The following is an 18,799-nucleotide window of genomic DNA, read 5'->3' on the forward strand; positions in this document are numbered from 1 at the left end:
CAAAGATTGGCGATATCGCATATCACACTGTCGATTATGCCACTTTCTTCTCCCTACTGCCATAGTTATGATCATACAAAATACTCCACCGTTTAGCAGGGGGTAATGAGCCCCCAAAGGAGTAACTTGTCTCAATGGAAGGAGAAAGGACATGCCTGATGCAAAAGTCAAAGAGTCAATAGCCCCCTGCGGTCTCTGTTGCGAAACTTGTTTTGCTCATGTTGACGGAGATATACGGAGATACAGCCTCAAACTTTCGGAAAAATTGGGAAATTTCCACATCAACGCCAAACGATTTGAGACGCTTCTGGATGATCCTATTTTTAGCAAATACCCTGCTTTCAAGGAGATGCTCGACTATTTCGCCTCGGAAAATTGTAAGGGGTGTCGCAACGAGCAGTGTAAGTTGTTTAAGAACTGTGGAGTACGCGGGTGTCACCAGGAAAAGCAGATTGATTTTTGCTACCAGTGTGACGAGTTTCCCTGTGAGAAAACTAATTTTGATTCTGGCCTGTATAAAGGATGGGTGATGATAAATGAGAAGATCAGGGCAATGGGTATAGAAAAATATTGCGAGGCTGCCAGAAGCCGATCCAGATATCCATAAAAGACATACCCATACGAAGTTTTTGTTCATATGTGCTTGTTGCTGACTTTTAATTCCGGGACTGAACCTCCCTCGGTGATAACTGTAATAATTAACGCCTCATCAACCAGCGAGTTGTTAGGGTAAGATACGACCGTAAAGGTTACGATTGACCAGGGGAGGTATGGTGCGGTAAGCTCAAGAAAAAATACAATAGAAGCTTCTTTGTCCACGTGACGACGGTTTTGCTACTGTTGGGTCCCGTGGGGAAGCGGAACCAGCTTCTTCAGGTCGGAGGAACCAACCAGCGGCTGTTCAGCGGCCCCCAAAACTTCCGAAATGGCAAGACCACAGCATAATTCCTGATATAAATATCAAAGAATGCAAGCAAGAAATGGCAAATTCAGACCCGCGGGTGTAGACAGTCGAGCAAATCGCCTACAGTCCTGAGGTACATTTTATGGCTAAAAGTTATTATTTTATCAGCGACTTGCACATCGGGGGCGATGAAGCCCTCGGCGTCTGCGATTATGAGGCGGAGTTGGTGGCGTTTCTGCAAATGCTGGCGGATCAGGGACAAGAAGTCGAACTCGTTATTGTGGGCGATATCTTCGGCATGTGGGAATTTACCAATATCAAGGGTCCGGAGAAACTACAGGCATTGATGCAACAGTTCCCCAATATTTTCGAAGCATTCCGGGAAGCCGGTAAGAAGATCAAGATAACCCTTTTGCCCGGTAATCACGACTATGAAATCGCCTGTTATCCCGAATTCGTGGAAATTTTCAAGGATTTCAATATCGGTCTTGAACAACGACCGGCAATAACCCGGGAACTTGACGGCAAGCGGTTCTGGATTGAACACGGCAACCAGTATGATGACTTCAACCACATGCCCGATTTCGGTAACCCGTACGCTCTACCGGCAGGGTATTTTATCACTAGCGGGATGGTGAGCGGGGCCGGAAAACATTCCGAATACGGACGCTACAATTGGCTCAAGGATATCCAGTCGGTGTATCCCACGGAAGAGATCCCATACTGGGTGATCTCGAATTACTTTTACCGGGAAATGAGCGTCTGGCTGCGCTGGCTGATTTTGCCATTTTTGCTCCTGTCCGGCTTGACAACCTTCGTCCTGGCGGGGGCTGCGCTGGAGTGGCTGGGTATAACCCAGACCAATATTTTCCTTTACAACGGCCTGTTCACCTCCCTGGGCTTTCTTGGGAATCTGGCGCAGATCGTGCTAATCATTAATGCCATCGTCTTGTCGGTACTAGGCGTCCTTTTCGTACCGCTAAGCTTTATCCTGCGAGACATCAGGAAAACTCTGAAACGATTTCACCTGATAACACATCCGCATGATTTTACTGCAGGAAAGGAACAGAGCTATCTGGACGCTGCCCAAGCGGTCTTTGAGCGCGATCCCGACACGATCATCTTCATCTATGGGCACACCCACGCCCCCTCGCTGCGGCGGCTTGGGAACCGGATAGTGCTCAACACCGGTACATGGCTGAAAAGGCTGGTCAGGGTACCGCTGCGCTTTGGCTATCTGCCAGATATCTATGTCCCCTATTATTTTTTAGATTATTTTAAACTCAGCGACGCCGACGGCGCCATCGCCATAGACTTTCAACGGGTTGCCAAGGCTCAACCTCGGGAATTGGATCTCTTGCAGCGTCTCCTGATATCCAGGAAACGCCGTCAGACGGAAGAACCCATACCTGCGCGAACGATCCTTGAGGTCTGACGCTGTTTGAGAGTAAAGTTTCTTGATTAGCGCAAAAGATCTGGGATGATAGTGGTCTCCATATAACAATGGTTCATTTGAGCCGAGACATCTTCTTGGACCACACCGCCATTTGGAGCAAATACAGACGCTCCCGCAAACCCTTTCGCACCAGAAAGAGACGGACCGAAAATCAGTGACTTCGCTCAGCTTCCCGAATCTGCGGGAAATGACATGAACGAGACCGTGTTCCTACCGCTGTTCCTGGGCATAAATTGGTTACGCCGGAAAACTTTAATATTTCTATTGCTTCCCTGTCACCGATGATGTATTCTATATTTGAAGCTTAACTTGTATTGCTCCAGTTGCTCCGTCAATTCACGGTCACGGGTGTTATGCGAGAATTAAGATCGTAGAACGTGGTACCCGGCCGTGGATAGGTCCGAATTATCCTGTCGATTTATCCCCGATCACCAAAACCCCGTTATTCATTAACCTAAACGCACTTTCACAGGATTGTGTCGAGCGTTTTTTCAAAAGGAGCTACAAAATGAGTTTTAACATTTATGTTGGTAATCTTTCTTTCGACGCTAGCGAAGGCGAACTAAGAACTCTATTCGGCGCATATGGCGCAGTGGATACCGTAAAGATCATTTCTGATCAGTTTACCGGTAGATCTCGCGGTTTTGGTTTTGTTGAGATGCAGGACCGTGAAGAAGGTTTGCGTGCAGTCAAGGAACTGGATTCCAAGGAAATGGGTGGACGAGCCCTAAAGATAAACGAAGCCAAACCCAAAACCTCCGGAGGAGGAGGGGGCCGTCGCAATGACAGAGACGGCGGTTCTCGCTGGTAAAACCTTACTGAAAAAATAAACCATTGAGATAATCACACAGGAGCTTGCTTCGGCAAGTTCCTGTTTTCAGTTTATTTGTTATATTCCCAAAACAGTCACATCCCCGTAGTCATTGTAAACATCCTGGTCACGATATTTGATTCTAAACACTAATCTTGTGTTGAGCTGTTTATTCTTGGTCTCGAAATAAGCGCTTGCTACGTGGTAGTCTACCTGAAGAAACCTACTGCCCGTATAATCTATGACAATCGGTTGCCACCAGGTCCGCTATTTGTCGAGAATGATCGGAATAAAGCTGAATTGACTCGAAATCAGGCGTAAACAAGAGCTTCTGCATCAAAAGACCATCATCATCGAACCACTGGGGAAGCAATCCACCCAGGAAAAAGCCTCTTGCCTGAAGATCTTTCACTACCTCTCCTATCCAAGGTGAGGTGAGTTTGAGCCATACCTGAATGACGACGGATCCCTTTTTCACTGCTTCGGATTCCAAAGCTGATATACGTTCTGAAAAATCTGAACCGGTTTCATAAAAAGCTATACGTGCCACCTTTGCAAAATCGAAGAGATCCATACTAGATAGGGAATCCGTGTGGATGGGAAGTGACGCTGTTGATTCAGAAAAAGCGCGACCCGACAAGAAATGTTCATACATGAATCTCAGAGCCACTTTGTAGGGCCTTGGCAGAAATATTTTCTGAGGAATGTTCCGGTACACGCGAAAGAACAACAAGGTGCTGACCCTTTGTGAGGTCACGCCCTCACCTGAATAGGTCTCTCCCGGCATCAATCCGACTTCCAACGCCGTAATATTAAAACCATACTTGGCCCCTTGCTTCTGCATGTGAACATGGTTGGTTACCGGCTCACCAAAGACGGTGTGCATGCCCAATTTTGGGACTACATTGTCGATCATAAACTGCTCAATGGCTCCCGAAACCCCCTTAACTCGCCATTCTTTCAATACCAGACCAACCCCCCATTCATACACTTCTCGACTAGGGGCTGACCGGAAGAGGTTGTGAATACCTACGATTTCGCCGTCTGAGGACCTCGCTACTATGCTGTAATAGTCTCCCTTCTCATTGGCCGTGTTGAGTTGAACCGGATCATAGAACATTTTGATCGGATAATCTTCGCCATGCACAGATCGGAACAGACGTGCAACTCCCTCTCCATCCGCAGAACAAAAAAGACCAACGTCAAAAGATCCTGTGACTACGTTGGGTGGGTCCTGAATATTGATTTTCATGGTCTTACTCATACCTTTCGAGAACAATTTATTGAAGACAAACAAGCTGCATCCACAAGAATTTTAACATTCGCATTTTTGGCTCCTGGCACGCTTGCGCCAGAGGCATGGACGACAAGGCCAACTGCTATAATGCGTACGAATCTGATTCTGTGTGTCAGCATATGTAATATCTTTTAGTTTCATTCTAATTTAGATATTCGTAGCTTACCAGTCCCGGACTTTCTTCAGTATTTTGCTCCTTTTTCTCGTGGTCATCAGTTTTCATCATCAATATTATAGCCGGTAATTACTTCCTCTATACCGCCCGGTTTATCCGGATAAATCGAAAGATCCTCGACACGCTTGAAGAGCGGCCACAGTATTTCAGGCAGCGAGTTGGGAGCGCCGAAAAAAAATGTGTGATGACCAAGTAAATAAGACGTTCCCGAGTAACCTTCATGGCCATGACGTTTCAAAAAATGGTCCAGTCTGTTTTTTTTCTCGTCATCCAGCGCCATGTTATCAGGCGAAAGTAAGGGCTTTTCTTCTTCCAGATAGACAAGTTCCAGTTTTTTCCAGTCAAGGGATCTCAACGTCCGTCGAAAACAATCCGCTTCTTTTGACAGATCAATATCTGGGAACTGTTCTTCTTCGATCCTGATTATTTCCTCAATTTTACCGTCCTCCAGAAGATGGAAATTCTGGAGCGCCTTTTCGTGAATCACATAACAAACCAAGTACGTTTTTTTGTATGCATTAACCACCCTGACGTCTTCGTCACTTAACCCGATGAACTGAAAAATGAATTGGGATCCAGTGCCTATGTAATCATCGAGGATTACTAAAGCCCGATTACCAAACCGTTCGGGATCTTCCGACGTTTCGCGTGCAAGCAGGTCAAAAGTCTTGAAATCAATAGATGGTATCAGATTTGATTTTCTGTATATGTATGAAACGACGTCGCCACTCTTGCAGGTAAATTCACGGCTAAAATCAACATCTTTAAATTGTTCGACGTCAAATTGGCTCCCGGCAAGTCTGTCCGACAATTTCTGATGAAGCCTTCTCGTTTCTCGCCTGATACGAGGTTGAGAATGATATTCAATATTGTTAAGCAATAGTAATGCAGTGTCTCTGTCTTCCTCCGCGAATCGATCCAGCCATCTCCTGATTGATTCCATAGGAATAACCGGTTCATTAAATCGTTCAAATATTCTCTCCAAAGTCTCTTCTGCCAAATCATCTGGATACTTCATGGTGATCGGGCCTCGTCAAATATTTGCATCACCAGTCTTATCAGCAAACTGCTGCTTCGGGAGGCAAACGGTTTCATCCTGACCACAGTCGCTAAGGTCACCGTGGGCGTTTATTTGATTCAAGCCCCCAATCAGTCTGTTGAAATATGCAGGGACTTTGGTTTCATAAGTTAGCGGCGCCCCACTAAAAGGGTGTTGGAAAGAAATCGATTTCGCATGAAGCGCCAGACGTTTGTAAACTTTATCCCCTTTTCCGTACTTTTTGTCTCCCACTATCGGGTGTCCGATTTCGGCCAGATGTACGCGTATTTGGTGCTTCCTACCTGTCAACAGGTCAACTTCCAGCAAAGCAAAGTCATTTGCCTGTTTGAGCACCTGGTAAGCCGTATGAGACAGTTTTCCTCTTATGGTATCCGTCGTACAGTACACAACGTAAGCCGTGTTCTCTAACAGATACGTGGTAATCATCTCCGAGTCCTTCTCACACCTGCCATGAACGACGGCGAGATATTTCTTCTTCGTATCTTGCCACTGGCTTTGCAACCGGAACTTTGCATCTTCGTTCTTCGCGAAGATAAGTATGCCTGAAGTTTCCCTATCCAGTCGGTGAACGATGAAAATTCGATTCTTGGACCTTGCGCAGCCCTTGCGGACATAATCCGTGAGAATATAGTAAGCTGTCCGTGATGTTTCCGTATTTGTAGCCATCGTCAAGAGTCCTGGTGGTTTATCCACCACCAGAATATCTCTGTCTTCATAGATCATCACGAGTCCATTCGGCAGAAATTTGGCGCCTGGTTTCACATGTTTATGCATAGTTAGTTCTATCAGTCCTTACCAGCGGCCCTTAACTTTGCTCAGTTGAACAGGCGGCAAGGGCGAAAGAAATACAACAGGTTCAGACCATACCGTTCATTAGAACTAGCGTCAACCTGCTCTTGAGACCATACTCGCGATATTGATCATCCAAACCAACCGGGAAGCGCTCCCTCCTCTCCCAGGACGAAAAGATTCTTTACCTCCTACTTAATATGTGGCACATAATTCGGGGACGGGTCACAGAAGGAGTCGTTTTGAACAAGAACGTCCTGATTCTGGTATTTCTGCTGGTCGCAATTGCAGCCGTGGTAGCTGGAGTGTTTCTTAAGAAGGGAGACAATCCCACCCCCCAATCAGGTTCCTCCAAAGTCGGGAACACCGCTGGAGCGCTCGAAAAACTCGGCCCCATCGCAGTCATACCCAAGGGGACTACCCATTCGTTCTGGAACTCGGTTCTCACCGGCGCCCAAAAGGCCGCCAAAGAGAACGATGTGGAGATTCTCTGGGCGGGTCCGGATCGTGAGGGGGATCGAGAAAAACAGATCCAAATCGTTGAGGACTTCATCGTGAAGAAAGTGGCGGGCATCGTGCTGGCGCCCACCGACGCTAGAGCGCTCGTTCCCGTGGTCGAACATGCGGCGGCCGCCAAGATACCGGTCGTCATCATCGACTCGGACATCGAGACTGACAAGCGGGTCTCCTTCGTGGCCACAGACAACTACGCCGGCGGCGCCCTCGCTGCGAAGCGCATGGCGAAGATCCTCGGGGGAAAAGGTAAAGTGGCTGTCATCAAGTACATGGCCGGCTCCGCCTCCACCACGGCTCGGGAAAACGGTTTCATCGAAACACTAAAGAAGGAGTTTCCCGAGATCGAGCTTGTTGAAGACCGATACGGCATGGACACGGTAGAGACATCGCTCTCCGCCACTGAAGACGTGCTCACCCGCCACAAAGAACTCGACGGTATTTTCGCCTCCAACGAGTCCACTTCCCGGGGCGCCCTACGAGCGCTAGAGAGCCAGGGACGGGCCAACGCCGTGAAGATGATCGGCTTCGACGCTGCTGACGCTCTACTCAGAGGGCTAGAGGCCGGGCGCATCGACGCTCTCGTAGTCCAGAATCCTCAGGCCATGGGATACCAGGGTGTAAGCAGTGTCGTTGCCACGATCAAGGGCGAAAACGTTAAGTCGAGGATCGATACCGGGGTTGAACTCGTCACCAAGGATCGCCTGAACTCCCCCGAGATTCGAGCCCTAATCGGGGGCTAAAATTTATGACGCTGAGCCCTGGAGTCGAGTCTTCCCCGTTCGCCATCGAGATGCAGGGGATAAGTAAGAGCTTTGGCCCCATCAAGGCCCTCGAGGATGTCACGCTACGCGTCCATCAGGGTACAGTTCACGCCCTGGTGGGCGAAAACGGCGCCGGCAAATCCACCCTGATGAAGATCCTCGCTGGAGTTTATCGGCCCGACACCGGAACCATTTTGCGAAAGGGTAAAGCCTGCGCGTGGAAGCGTCCTTCCGACTCCCTTGCGGCTGGGGTCGCGATGATCTACCAAGAACTCAGCCTCGCTCCAGATCTCACCGTCGCTGAGAATGTTTGGCTCGGGATCGAACCCCGGGGACCGCTACCCGGCTCCTACTGCAAAACTCGAATGCTCGCAGACACTCGAGCCCTTGCAGAAAGACATGACTTTGATGTGGACCCCAATCAGAGAGTCCAGGACCTTCCAGCGAGCGCTTGCCAGATCGTCGAAGCGTTGAAGGCTATTGCGCGTAACGCCGAAATTCTGGTTATGGACGAACCAACTTCCTCTTGTGGACAGAATGAAGTGGCCGTGCTCCTCGAAATGGTCAAGAAGCTGAGTCGGGCGGGGACCACAATCATCTACATCTCTCATCGGCTCGAGGAGGTTGTTGAGATTGCCGGGGACATCACCGTTCTCCGAGACGGACGAGGCGTTCACACTGGCCCCATGAAGGGCCTCAAGATCCATGACATCGTTAAAAAGATGGTCGGGCGCGACCTTTGTGACTACTTCCCGAAGAGCGAGGTAGCGGTCGGGCCCACAGCTCTGAGCGTGTCGGAACTGACGTCCCAAAGAGTTAAAAACATCAGTTTCGAGCTGCACTGGGGAGAGATCATCGGCGTCGCAGGGCTAGTAGGCGCAGGCCGCACTGAGCTTGCCCGAGTCCTGTGCGGTCTGGATCCCCCAATTAGCGGCAGCGTCGCTCTCGATGGGAAAAGCGTGAAAATTACAACTCCTGGTGACGCTCTTTCCTGCGGAGTCATGTACGTCACTGAAGACAGAAATCGCACGGGGCTATGCCTCGAACTTCCAGCGGCGTGGAACATGACATTACCGTGCCTTGCCGAATTGGGCATGAAACATATCCTGCGCCTCGGCCGCGAAAACGAAATTGTCGAAGAAACTGCAAAAAAGCTATCGCTCAAGTGGCCCGGGCCAGGAGCGCCGGCGAGCGCTCTATCGGGTGGTAATCAACAAAAGCTGATGCTCGGTCGCGCGCTCATCGCTCGGTCGCGACTATTGGTGCTGGATGAGCCTACTCGGGGAGTCGACATCGCCGCCAAGGTCGACATATACGAACTGATTGGACGCATGGTCGCTGAGGGGAAGGCAGTTCTCATCATCTCTTCCGAGCTGCCGGAACTCTTCGGAATCACCGACCGGATTCTGGTGATGCGCAGGGGCCGCATGGTCGCGGACCTCGTCACCTCAGAAACCTCCCAGGAGGCCGTGATGCAACTCGCTGCAGTGGACGAGGCCCACGCATGAACAAACTCGCTCGGGAGATGCTACCGTTCGGGAGCCTCATCCTGGTCATCGCCATCTTGTCGCTCTGGCAGCCCGATAGCTTTCTGACTCCCGACAATTTCCTCAACGTGCTGCGTCGCTCATCGGTCTACGGCATCATCGCTGTTGGAATGACATTCGTCATCATATCCGGTGGCATAGATCTTTCAGTGGGATCCCTCCTTGCGTTGTGCGGCATGTGCGCCGCAGGAACAATGATCGGCCTCGGCGGCGAAGAACCTAGTGTGGGGATGATGGCCATTGGAACCGCTGCAGGGCTCCTGGTCGGAGCGGTTGGTGGTATGATTTCGGGAACGTTGATCACCAAGCTGAAGCTCCAACCGTTCATTGCGACCCTTGGCGCTATGAGTCTCTACCGCGGGATTGCCCTGGTGATGTATGACGGACAGCCAATCAACGTTTCATCGTACCGCTATCTGGGCGAAGGCTCTCTACTCGGGATACCAATTTCAATCGTCCTGTTCTTGGTCGTCATCGCCTTTGCCGGAGCCACCCTGCAGTTCACTCGGTTCGGTCGTCACACCTATGCCATCGGTTCCAATGTGCAAGCGGCGCACCATGCGGGAGTAAGGGTCGACCGATGTCTCATCGGTGTCTACACCCTCGGAGGCCTGCTCACTGGGCTTGGCGCTATGATTGCCATGAGCCGAACAGTCTCGGCGCAACCCACAGCCGGCGTGGGCGCAGAACTCGACGTCATCGCGGCGGTAGTAATCGGCGGCGCCAGCCTCTCCGGAGGGAGTGGAACCGTCACGGGAACCATCATAGGCACCTTGTTAATCAGCTTCTTGCGTAACGGATGCACGCTGGTGGGAGTCTCGACTAACGCCCAGTTAATTGTGATCGGCGTGGTGATCGTGCTCGCTGTAGCGATGGACCAGTTCACCCGACGCAAAGCGGGTGAAACGGCCTAAGAAATTCTGCGACAGGCGTCGCGTGAAGGAGAAGAAATGTCCAGAACCAAAATCGGCGTTTTCTGGCCAGGCGATTACCGGTCTAAACCCAACGATCTGGCTCGGCCAAACGCTGAGGAAGCTACGGTCCAACTGGAGCGCGCCCTGAAAAGATTAGGTCGTAAGAGCTATCGCATCGAAGGGTTTATCACACGACCGCACGAAGCTATCGAGAAGCTCGGCCCAGTGGATGACCCTCTCATCGGTGTCTGCGTGCATTGGTGCTACGGGCCACATACCACAGACGGCGTCGTCGGCAAAGACAGCCCATTGCTCCTGGCGAGTAATTTCTCAGGTCAGTGGCCAGGGCTCGTTGGCCTACTCAACACTGGAGCCTGCCTGGAGAGCCTTGGCCGTAAATTTTCTCGTGTGTGGACCGACGCTGAAGACTGGACGACAGACGACACGTTCATGGATCATTTGGAGGAGTGGCTCAGCACTGGTCGCATCGGCTACTGCAACGAGCAGATCGGCTATTCAGTTCCCATATCCAAAGAGGCGCTCACCCGATCGAGACGTGTCGCTGAGGAGATTGGGGAAAGAAGGATTCTCGCCCTGATGCTCGGTGATACGTCCATGGGGATGATTAACGGCTATTTTGGCCCGCGGCGGCTAGCTCCCATAGGATTTTCTGAACACAAAGTCGACCAGGCCTGGATCATTGACCGAGGTCGTTCAATCTCCGAGGACCGGCTCGACCGGGCGATGGCCTTCGTAAAAGAAAGCGGCGTCAAGTTCCACTGGGGCGAAGACGGGGCCAACGACTTCGACGAAAACGCAACACGCGAACAACTGCGCGACTACCTAACAGTGCTCGACCTCGTGAGAGAGTTCAAGGCCGACTGTGTGGGTTGGCAGTATCAGCTCGGTTTAGTACCGCTGCGGCCGCCATCGGATTTCGCAGAAGGGCTGCTCAATTCCGTTTGCCGACCAGAGAGTAACGGCGACGTGATCATAACCTCCACTGAAGGAGATCAAGGCAACCTCGTCCCAATGGAGCTGATGAAGCGCCTGCTCAAGATCAAGGGGCTACACCAAGCCGTGATGTTCCACGATGTGCGCTGGGGCGCCGAATATCAGGGACGATTCTTGTGGGTCCTGCTTAACTCGGGTTCCTGCGGAGGGTATGCCATGAGCGGTAACCCTGACACGCTCGTGGGCGTCCACTCGTACCGGCAACCCGCCGAGTACTTCCCTATCCCCGGCGGCACATTCTCCGGCGAAGCGCATCCGGGTAACATCACGTGGGCTAGGGCCTATCTCCAAAATGATGAGATGTGGATGGACGTCGGGCAAGGAGAAGTCGTCACTCTACCCGAGCAAATCCGCGAGCAGTGGTGGCGCGGAACCACACGTCAGTGGCCGTTCATGGCCGCGGATCTGGGAGTCTCGCGAGACACCCTGATGGCCTTCTATCTGAGCAACCACATCGCTGTGGCCTACGGCGACATCCTCGAGGAAATGGCAGCGCTCTCGCAAATGCTCGGCTTCAGGGTCCGCTTTCTGGGAAGGAGCGCATGACATGACGCAGAGCCGCCGCTACTACATCGGCATTGACGTAGGCACGGGGAGCGCACGGGCGGGGGTGTTTGACACCAACGGCAAGATGCTCGGACAGAGTTCGAGCCCCATCAAAATGTGGAAGCCACAGGCCGATTTTGTAGAGCAATCCTCGGACGACATCTGGGGCGCCTGCGCGACGGCAGTACGTCAAGCTGTCAGAGAGGCTGACATCGACACAACAAATGTACGGGGGATCGGCTTCGACGCAACTTGCTCGCTGGTGGCCCTGGACGCTGGCGATAGGCCCGTTTCGGTGAGCCCCACCGGTAAAGACGAACAGAACGTCATTGTTTGGATGGACCACAGAGCCCTCGAGCAGACGACCCGCATCAACGACAGGGGACATGCCGTCCTGCGCTACGTGGGTGGGATGATCTCCCCTGAGATGGAGTCGCCCAAACTCAGTTGGCTCAGAGAGAATCTCCCCGAATGCTGGAAACGAACCTGTCGCTTCTTCGATCTGCCTGATTTTCTGACCTACCGCGCCACCAGCGATGAAACCCGCTCGCTGTGCACCACAGTGTGCAAGTGGACCTACCAAAGTCACTTGGAGCCGAGGATACAGTCCAGCGTGGGGAGATGGGACGACAGCTACTGGCAGTCCATCGGGTTGGGTGAACTGGTTTCGGAAGGCTACCGGCGCATTGGAACTCACATCCGGCCAATGGGCGAGCCTATTGCTATGGGCCTTACCGAAACCGCGGCGCTAGATTTTGGTCTCAGCCCGGGAACCCCGGTTGCGGTTTCCATAATAGACGCTCACGCCGGTGGCGTTGGAATGCTGGGAGCGCAATTCACTGAAGGCGGTGAGGTTGAATTCGAAAAGCGCCTGGCCCTCATTGGCGGCACATCCAGTTGTCACATGGCTGTCTCCAAAGAACCTCGATTCGTCGATGGAGTCTGGGGTCCGTTCTATTCGGCAATGATCCCCGAGTTATGGCTCACAGAGGGTGGCCAATCCGCAACTGGCGCTCTCATCGATCACATCATCTTCAGTCACGTTCGTAGCCATGAACTCGAGCAAGATGCGAAAAACCGTGGGATCACCGTTTATGAAATCCTCGCGGAGGTCCTCGATAAGCTCGCCGCTGGAACAGCGTTTCCAGCCGAACTGACCAAGGATCTCCACGTGCAACCGGATTTCCACGGCAACCGCTCCCCCAGAGCCAATCCGCAAGCGCGCGGGATGATCTCGGGTCTCAGGCTCGGCCACAGTCTGGAAGACCTCGCCCTGCTCTACCTGGCCACAGTCCAAGCCGTAGCCCATGGTACCCGCCACATCCTGGACGCAATGACCGAGAGCGGTTACGAAATCGAGACCGTGCTCACCACAGGTGGAGGCGCCAAGAATCCAATCTTCCTACGTGAACACGCCGACATCACCGGACGAAAAATTGTCCTGCCTAACGAACCAGAGGCTGTGCTCCTCGGCTCGGCCATGCTCGGCGCCGTCGCCGCCGGGGACTGCGCCACGGTGACCGACGCGATGACTAAAATGAGCGCCGCTGACACGGTTATCGAACCCTGCCAAGGGGCTGCAAAGAGATACCACAACGCCAAACACGAGGTTTTCCTCCGGATGTACGAAGATCAGCTACAATACAAAGCGCTGATGGGCGGGAAATCATAGGCGAAAGGCCTCCCACCGAACTTCTTTTCCCATACTGGAAAGATCTTAAATGGCACATTCAGGGAAAACTACGATGGTCTACATCTGACTTGTCGAAAATATACTAGCTCATGACATTTGCCCTTGGCGATCAGTTTCATACAATGTTGAGCTGAAAGGTTAAAACAATTTTAGTCCCAAATCTCACCGTGAGCCAGTACAATTAGTCAAATACCGTGGAGATTATTACATCATGATCCTAAAAACTATCGACCAAATCCATGTTGGAGATGTTGCTGAGTTTGCCAAGACGCTGTCAGAATCCGATGTCTACCTTTTTGCAGGAATCACCGGTGATTTCAACCCGGCTCACGTTAACGAGGTTTACTCGCAGGCCACTTCTTTCAAGACCAGGATAGCCCACGGGATTCTCACCGCAGGCCTGATTTCCGCAGTCATGGCAAACCAACTCCCCGGACCTGGGACCATCTATATTAGACAGGAACTGGATTTCCTAGCCCCGGCTCGCATCGGTGATACAATCACCGCCCATGTGGAAGTCATTGACATCATAAAGGATATTAACCGTATTCGGCTAAGGACTTGGTGTACAAAACAGGATGGTAGTATGGTGTTGAACGGTGAGGCATTGGTAAGCCCTCCTAGAGCCTTTCACCCTTGATGCGGACGAGCTTTTGGTCAATCACCGAAAAAAATCTCCCATTCATGGTATGTCTCTATATTGGCTCTTTTTTTTGGAGCTTCAAAATTCTAATAAAGGAGAACTACCCGGTCTTGTTGCCCCGTTGCAGTTCAGACGAGAAATCAGGGCTGCAGGAAAGAAGCTAAGAAAGGAGGCCGTTACGTCCTGTAGGACAACAATTTGATTCATGCTGGATGCGAGGCGGAGGCGGCGAAAGAAAGGTATCTAGAGGAAAGAAAGGTAACCCTCATGAGGTCTCAAAAACCCGGTAAAATATGTGATGCGTTATGGTACTTAGGACATCCGGAAACCGGTGTCTATTTGTTGGAAGGGCGGAATGAATCCATGATTATCAGCGGCGGCATGAGTTACATTGTTCCTGCGCTGATGGACCAATTACGGGGGTTTGGAATTAAACAGAACCAAATCCAAAAAATGCTGATTCTACACGCTCATTTCGACCACATCGGGATCGTTCCATTTTTCCGACAACGTTCCCCTGATATACGAGTTTATGCTTCTGAGAGGGCTGCGCAAATCTTGGCGGAGCCACGAAATATTCTTACGATCAATGATTTCAGTCACCGTGTAGCCGCTCGAATGGGTATGGACAGGGAATGGTCCACAAGCCACTGTGATTGGCCCGTTGGATTAGGTTTGGAATTGGTGTCCGACGGAGACATAATCGACCTTGGTGGCATTGAAGTAATCATACTTAAAACCCCCGGACATTCGTCATGTTCAATTTCAGCGTATGCGCCAAAACTCAAGGCGCTTTTCCCGTCCGACGGGGGTGGGATCCCTTATAAAGACACTATAGTTCCTGCTGCAAACTCAAATTTCACGCAGTATATTGAAAGTCTCAAAAAATTGGAGTCTCTGGAAGTCGAATATTTGTGCGCAGACCACTTTGGCTACGTTTACGGCGATGAGGCTGGATCTTACATAAGCTCATCCATAGAGTCGGCTCAGGCTGAGCATGCAAGGCTTGAAAAAATCTATCTTAAGTTCAGGGATATTGAACTTGCAGCCCAACAGGCCGCCTCATCTTTTCTGGATGAGAACCCGGATTATTTTTTGACCCGTGAAATCTATGAAGGGATATGCCGTCAGATGATGAAAAACATCTCAAGAAACGTTGACGCTTGAGGTATATTCATTCGCCCTCAGACGAAGTGGAATAAGCGTCAAGTCTCGATCTCTGCATCCGCATAAATGAAAACGTAATCCCCGTCGTTGATGTACACTGACAGTTTTGCTCCCCTTGTCTCGGCGTATTTTACCCAACTGGGTGTCTCTCCTTCTCCTCAACAGACGGCCGGGGAATGCTTCCAGGCCTTTCTGTCAAACCAGGCTAACAGAAGAGGGTCGACCAGTGTTTCCAATGCAACGTGTTCAGCCATTCGTCTGGCATTTGCAAAATCACGCGCATCCTTCACAACATAAAGTTCCACAAGACCAACGAGCATGTCCCTTTCAACTCTTCTTGGGTCTATCATGGCACTCTCCCATTTTACTTTTCTTCTCAATTGGCCAGGACTTCTACTTGAGTGAGAACTGTCGGATGATCCTCTGCATCCTTCTTCTGTTTACTCCGAAATCATAATATCCTAATCGAGAGGCCGAGCGAAAATGTATGAGCTTCGACGCGTCATCAAACTCAAATTCCACATCGTCAATGAACGAGAAGATCGTTGAACGGAATTCTGCCTTTAGGTAGTTTGGGGTATTCCGAACCACCGTAGCTCTATCGAACGTGCGAACAACTTCTAAGAGCCTTTGTCTGGCTTCCTCAATTGAGCCTTGGTACTGGATTGGATCCATCTTTCGAGGTCCTTCCGGCGCCCAAGAAGAAACACAGTTCGGTCGGTTGGGGCAAAGCTTTAATAGAGACATTGAGGACTCCGATCCGCCGGACCAGACTTCAGCGCTGACCATGGCGACCATAGCTAAACACCATACAACAACGTGAAGACTGACTAGGCTTCTCCGTATAGTTTTTAGGCCAATTTCTGAATTCATTTCGGACTGCTCTGATATGGCCCTTATGGAACGCTGCTCCCAAGGGCGATCCACCATGGAGTCTATATCCAACCCTTCCCCAATGTTTATCACATATTCACCGTCCTTTGCAGACATGTCCCTCTCCGTCCCTTTTAGATGGCTGCTATGGATGTGGTAGGTGTCATTTTACTAGCTGTAGAAGAAAAGTCATATGTTCTTAGTCAGTTCTATATAATTCGTGATAGGGCTATGCAACTTAATTAATAGTATTGAGCTATAATCCACTAAAAAAACATTGTTTTTACCTAAGAATTATAATAAACTAGTCTCTAAGCGTCACTACCCCTTTTGGCCCTTGGCGGTCACTATTCTACGCAGATTCCCGTCACGACGTATGACTCTGACGGGATTTCTGTTTTTTTTAGGCGCGGGACTCCGTGTAATCAAGGACCTCCGGGATACTTGAACCAAAATCTTGTATCTCCCGTGGATTTCCTCCGATCTTTTGGCGGGGAAACGTCTTGTAAGAACGGTAAGGTTAAATCCTTAAGTGTCTAGCGCTTCAAGAGGCTCACGCTTCCTGTCATTTGCAGTGGATCCTCGCTTCCGACATGCCAGATTTTTGTTTGATCCTGATAATTCCCAGCAGGATGTGAGCCAATGGTCAGAGTGGGAAAACCTGGTCACCTATTCTGTGGCGTACAGCTAATTCATTCGCAGGACAGGCTTGATCGTGTCGCCTCTCTTGGCGTCGGCGATTGCTTTATTGATCTCGCTGAAGTCATAAAACTTCACAAGGCGGTCAAAGGGAAACTGCCCTGCTCCGTACAGATCGATCAGTTTAGGAATGAAGCGCTGAGGAATGGCATCCCCCTGGATTATGCTGAGGCTTTTCCTTCCGTCTGTCAGAGAGTTTGTACTACCGCTTCCGGTTAGGAACCCGCAAGCGCCAAGTGGGTTCAACACCTGAATCGCGAGCTATCGCATCTTCCGATCACCCGTGGTTTCCACCACGTAATCAACGCCACTACCTGTGACATCGGTAATGCCCGAGGCGATGTCATCATGATGACTGTTAATCACATGGGTAGCGCCCAACTCCAGGGCTACTCCGAGCCGATTGGGCTTGATGTCTACTCCAAAGATTGTCGTGGCCCCCACGATGCGAGCCGCCATGACTGCAGCAAGACCAACAGCCCCCGTACCGAATATAGCGATGCTTGCCCCTTTCGAGACCTTCAAGGAGTTTATTACGGTACCGGCTCCGGTCTGCATACCGCAACCCAGCGGAGCCAAAATCTCCAGGGGCAAGTCTCGGGGAACCTTCACGAGATTGCGCTTAGTGGCAAGGGCATGAGTGGCGAACGAAGACTGGCCGAAAAAGTGCCCGCGAACGCAACTGCGTTGCATCGCATTGCTACCGTCCAGGCGAGCGAAACCAAAGTTCAATTCGTAGAAATGTTCACAGTCTGTGGGGTGTTCACTTCGGCATTGTCGGCAGTGGCCGCAGGACTGGTAAGAGAGCACGACATGATCGCCACGCGTGAAGTCCTTCACCTGCTGCCCAACCTGTTCTACTATTCCAGCGCCCTCATGCCCCAGAACCACAGGGGTGCCAGTAGAATCCCAGTCTTCGCAGAAATCTATATCGGTATGACAGATTCCGGAAGCAACGATTCGCACCAGAACCTCATCTTCCCGAGGACCTTCAAGTTCGAGGGATTCGATCTTCAAAGGGACCCCTCCCTTACGCAGAACGGCCGCCAGAATTATGTGGGCTTGTGTGTCCGTATGGGCTGGCAATGTTCAGTTCCTTTTCTATAGTATATCAGATAGTTGGTTCAAAGAGGATACGTTTCTCAGTCGCGCTGTCGAATTATACAGGTTCGCATTCAACAGGGGTTCGGCATGTCGCCTGTATTCCCACGTAGTAGCCATCATTCGATGTTCGTGTTCAAGAATACCCGCATTTCTATTGGCGCCAAGCACTTATATGGGGTTTGCTTGACATTTGGACTGTCGAAATGGCAAGTGTGTCTGGCAATTCAATCTAATGGAGGCATAGGTCAGTGCCAATTCGTTGCGCATGGGCTGGCAGAGGCCCTTTGGAACAGCAATACCATGACACGGAATGGGGTGTGCCCCTTCACGACGACCGGTTGCTCTTCGAATTTCTAGTTCTGGAAGGAGCCCAAGCCGGCCTGAGCTGGGTGACCATTCTCCGTAAGCGTGAAGGGTACCGAAAAGCCTTCGACGGCTTTGCGGCGGACGTCGTTGCCTCCTACGATCAGCACAAGGTTGAGGAACTTCTGGCTTCACGAGACATCGTCCGTAACAGGCTCAAAATTGAGTCGGCTGTTCGCAATGCCAGAGGGTTTCTTAAAGTCCGTGATGAGTTTGGGACGTTTGACTCCTATATTTGGAGGTTTGTGCGTGGCAAACAAATAAGAAACTCATGGAAGAGGTTTTCCGAGGCGCCGGTTTCAACAAAAGAGTCTGAGGCCATGAGTAAGGACCTCAAGAAGCGAGGTTTCTCCTTCGTGGGAAACAAGATCTGCTATGCCTTCATGCAGGCTGTTGGGATGGTCAACGACCATACGCTGGATTGCTTCCGCTGGAAGGAAATTGAACAGAAAAGCAGGTAATTACGC

The 18,799-nt window shown here is 51.0% G+C and carries 17 protein-coding genes and 1 pseudogene; 12 read left to right on the forward strand and 6 right to left on the reverse strand.

Features of this window, described 5'->3' with window-relative positions; translation table 11 throughout:
* Nucleotides 1-151: 151 nt before the first annotated feature.
* The 3 genes from WC647_02960 to WC647_02970 all read left to right on the forward strand — a co-directional run bounded on the left by WC647_02960 (nt 152) and on the right by WC647_02970 (nt 3,171).
* Entirely contained in the window at nt 152-607 is a 456-nt protein-coding gene (locus WC647_02960; GenBank protein MFA6221255.1) for a DUF3795 domain-containing protein, read from the forward strand.
* A 439-nt stretch (nt 608-1,046) separates the two neighbouring features.
* A complete protein-coding gene (locus WC647_02965) occupies nt 1,047-2,339 on the forward strand; it encodes a metallophosphoesterase (protein MFA6221256.1) in 1,293 nt (430 codons plus the stop codon).
* A 529-nt stretch (nt 2,340-2,868) separates the two neighbouring features.
* Nucleotides 2,869-3,171 (forward strand): RNA-binding protein, encoded by a 303-nt coding sequence (locus tag WC647_02970; protein MFA6221257.1) that lies wholly within the window; start codon nt 2,869-2,871, stop codon nt 3,169-3,171.
* 223 nt (nt 3,172-3,394) lie between these two features.
* Here the strand turns inward: WC647_02970 and WC647_02975 are convergent, their stop codons facing one another.
* The 3 genes from WC647_02975 to WC647_02985 form a co-directional block, all read right to left on the reverse strand.
* Nucleotides 3,395-4,423 (reverse strand): hypothetical protein, encoded by a 1,029-nt coding sequence (locus WC647_02975; GenBank protein MFA6221258.1) that lies wholly within the window; start codon nt 4,421-4,423, stop codon nt 3,395-3,397.
* 257 nt (nt 4,424-4,680) lie between these two features.
* A complete protein-coding gene (locus tag WC647_02980; protein MFA6221259.1) occupies nt 4,681-5,661 on the reverse strand; it encodes a hypothetical protein in 981 nt (326 codons plus the stop codon).
* A 15-nt stretch (nt 5,662-5,676) separates the two neighbouring features.
* The gene (locus WC647_02985; protein MFA6221260.1) at nt 5,677-6,477 is read right to left on the reverse strand and encodes an RluA family pseudouridine synthase; all 801 of its coding nucleotides are present in this window, start codon (nt 6,475-6,477) and stop codon (nt 5,677-5,679) included.
* 257 nt (nt 6,478-6,734) lie between these two features.
* Between WC647_02985 and WC647_02990 the strand changes: the two genes are divergently transcribed.
* From WC647_02990 to WC647_03020, 7 genes are all read left to right on the forward strand, one after another.
* Nucleotides 6,735-7,748, forward strand: coding sequence for a substrate-binding domain-containing protein (locus WC647_02990; GenBank protein MFA6221261.1), 1,014 nt, complete (start codon nt 6,735-6,737; stop codon nt 7,746-7,748).
* Nucleotides 7,749-7,753: 5 nt separating this feature from the next.
* Nucleotides 7,754-9,277 carry a sugar ABC transporter ATP-binding protein gene (locus WC647_02995; GenBank protein MFA6221262.1) on the forward strand — a complete coding sequence of 508 codons (1,524 nt, stop codon included), beginning with the start codon at nt 7,754-7,756 and terminating at the stop codon, nt 9,275-9,277.
* Nucleotides 9,274-10,230: an ABC transporter permease gene (locus tag WC647_03000; GenBank protein ID MFA6221263.1), complete on the forward strand. Its 957-nt coding sequence runs from the start codon at nt 9,274-9,276 to the stop codon at nt 10,228-10,230. Before WC647_02995 ends, WC647_03000 begins: the two co-directional genes overlap by 4 nt.
* Nucleotides 10,231-10,266: 36 nt before the next feature.
* Nucleotides 10,267-11,790 (forward strand): fucose isomerase, encoded by a 1,524-nt coding sequence (locus tag WC647_03005; GenBank protein MFA6221264.1) that lies wholly within the window; start codon nt 10,267-10,269, stop codon nt 11,788-11,790.
* 1 nt (nt 11,791) lies between these two features.
* The gene (locus WC647_03010) at nt 11,792-13,462 is read left to right on the forward strand and encodes an FGGY-family carbohydrate kinase (GenBank protein ID MFA6221265.1); all 1,671 of its coding nucleotides are present in this window, start codon (nt 11,792-11,794) and stop codon (nt 13,460-13,462) included.
* A gap of 232 nt (nt 13,463-13,694) precedes the next feature.
* Nucleotides 13,695-14,123: a MaoC family dehydratase gene (locus WC647_03015; GenBank protein MFA6221266.1), complete on the forward strand. Its 429-nt coding sequence runs from the start codon at nt 13,695-13,697 to the stop codon at nt 14,121-14,123.
* Nucleotides 14,124-14,324: 201 nt separating this feature from the next.
* Entirely contained in the window at nt 14,325-15,293 is a 969-nt protein-coding gene (locus WC647_03020) for an MBL fold metallo-hydrolase (GenBank protein ID MFA6221267.1), read from the forward strand.
* A gap of 38 nt (nt 15,294-15,331) precedes the next feature.
* Here WC647_03020 and WC647_03025 read toward each other — a convergent pair.
* A pseudogene (locus tag WC647_03025) lies at nt 15,332-15,643 on the reverse strand (AF1514 family protein).
* A gap of 43 nt (nt 15,644-15,686) precedes the next feature.
* Entirely contained in the window at nt 15,687-16,283 is a 597-nt protein-coding gene (locus WC647_03030) for a DUF1499 domain-containing protein (GenBank protein MFA6221268.1), read from the reverse strand.
* A gap of 525 nt (nt 16,284-16,808) precedes the next feature.
* Between WC647_03030 and WC647_03035 the strand changes: the two genes are divergently transcribed.
* On the forward strand, nt 16,809-17,084 hold the full coding sequence (locus tag WC647_03035) for a hypothetical protein (GenBank protein ID MFA6221269.1): 276 nt from the start codon (nt 16,809-16,811) through the stop codon (nt 17,082-17,084).
* 42 nt (nt 17,085-17,126) lie between these two features.
* Here the strand turns inward: WC647_03035 and WC647_03040 are convergent, their stop codons facing one another.
* On the reverse strand, nt 17,127-17,951 hold the full coding sequence (locus WC647_03040; protein MFA6221270.1) for an NAD(P)-dependent alcohol dehydrogenase: 825 nt from the start codon (nt 17,949-17,951) through the stop codon (nt 17,127-17,129).
* A 266-nt stretch (nt 17,952-18,217) separates the two neighbouring features.
* Between WC647_03040 and WC647_03045 the strand changes: the two genes are divergently transcribed.
* Nucleotides 18,218-18,793, forward strand: a complete 576-nt coding sequence (locus WC647_03045; GenBank protein MFA6221271.1) for a DNA-3-methyladenine glycosylase I — start codon at nt 18,218-18,220, stop codon at nt 18,791-18,793.
* Nucleotides 18,794-18,799 lie beyond the last annotated feature (6 nt).

This window comes from Desulfomonilaceae bacterium, from assembly GCA_041662605.1.
GTDB lineage: Bacteria > Desulfobacterota > Desulfomonilia > Desulfomonilales > Desulfomonilaceae > CAJBEZ01.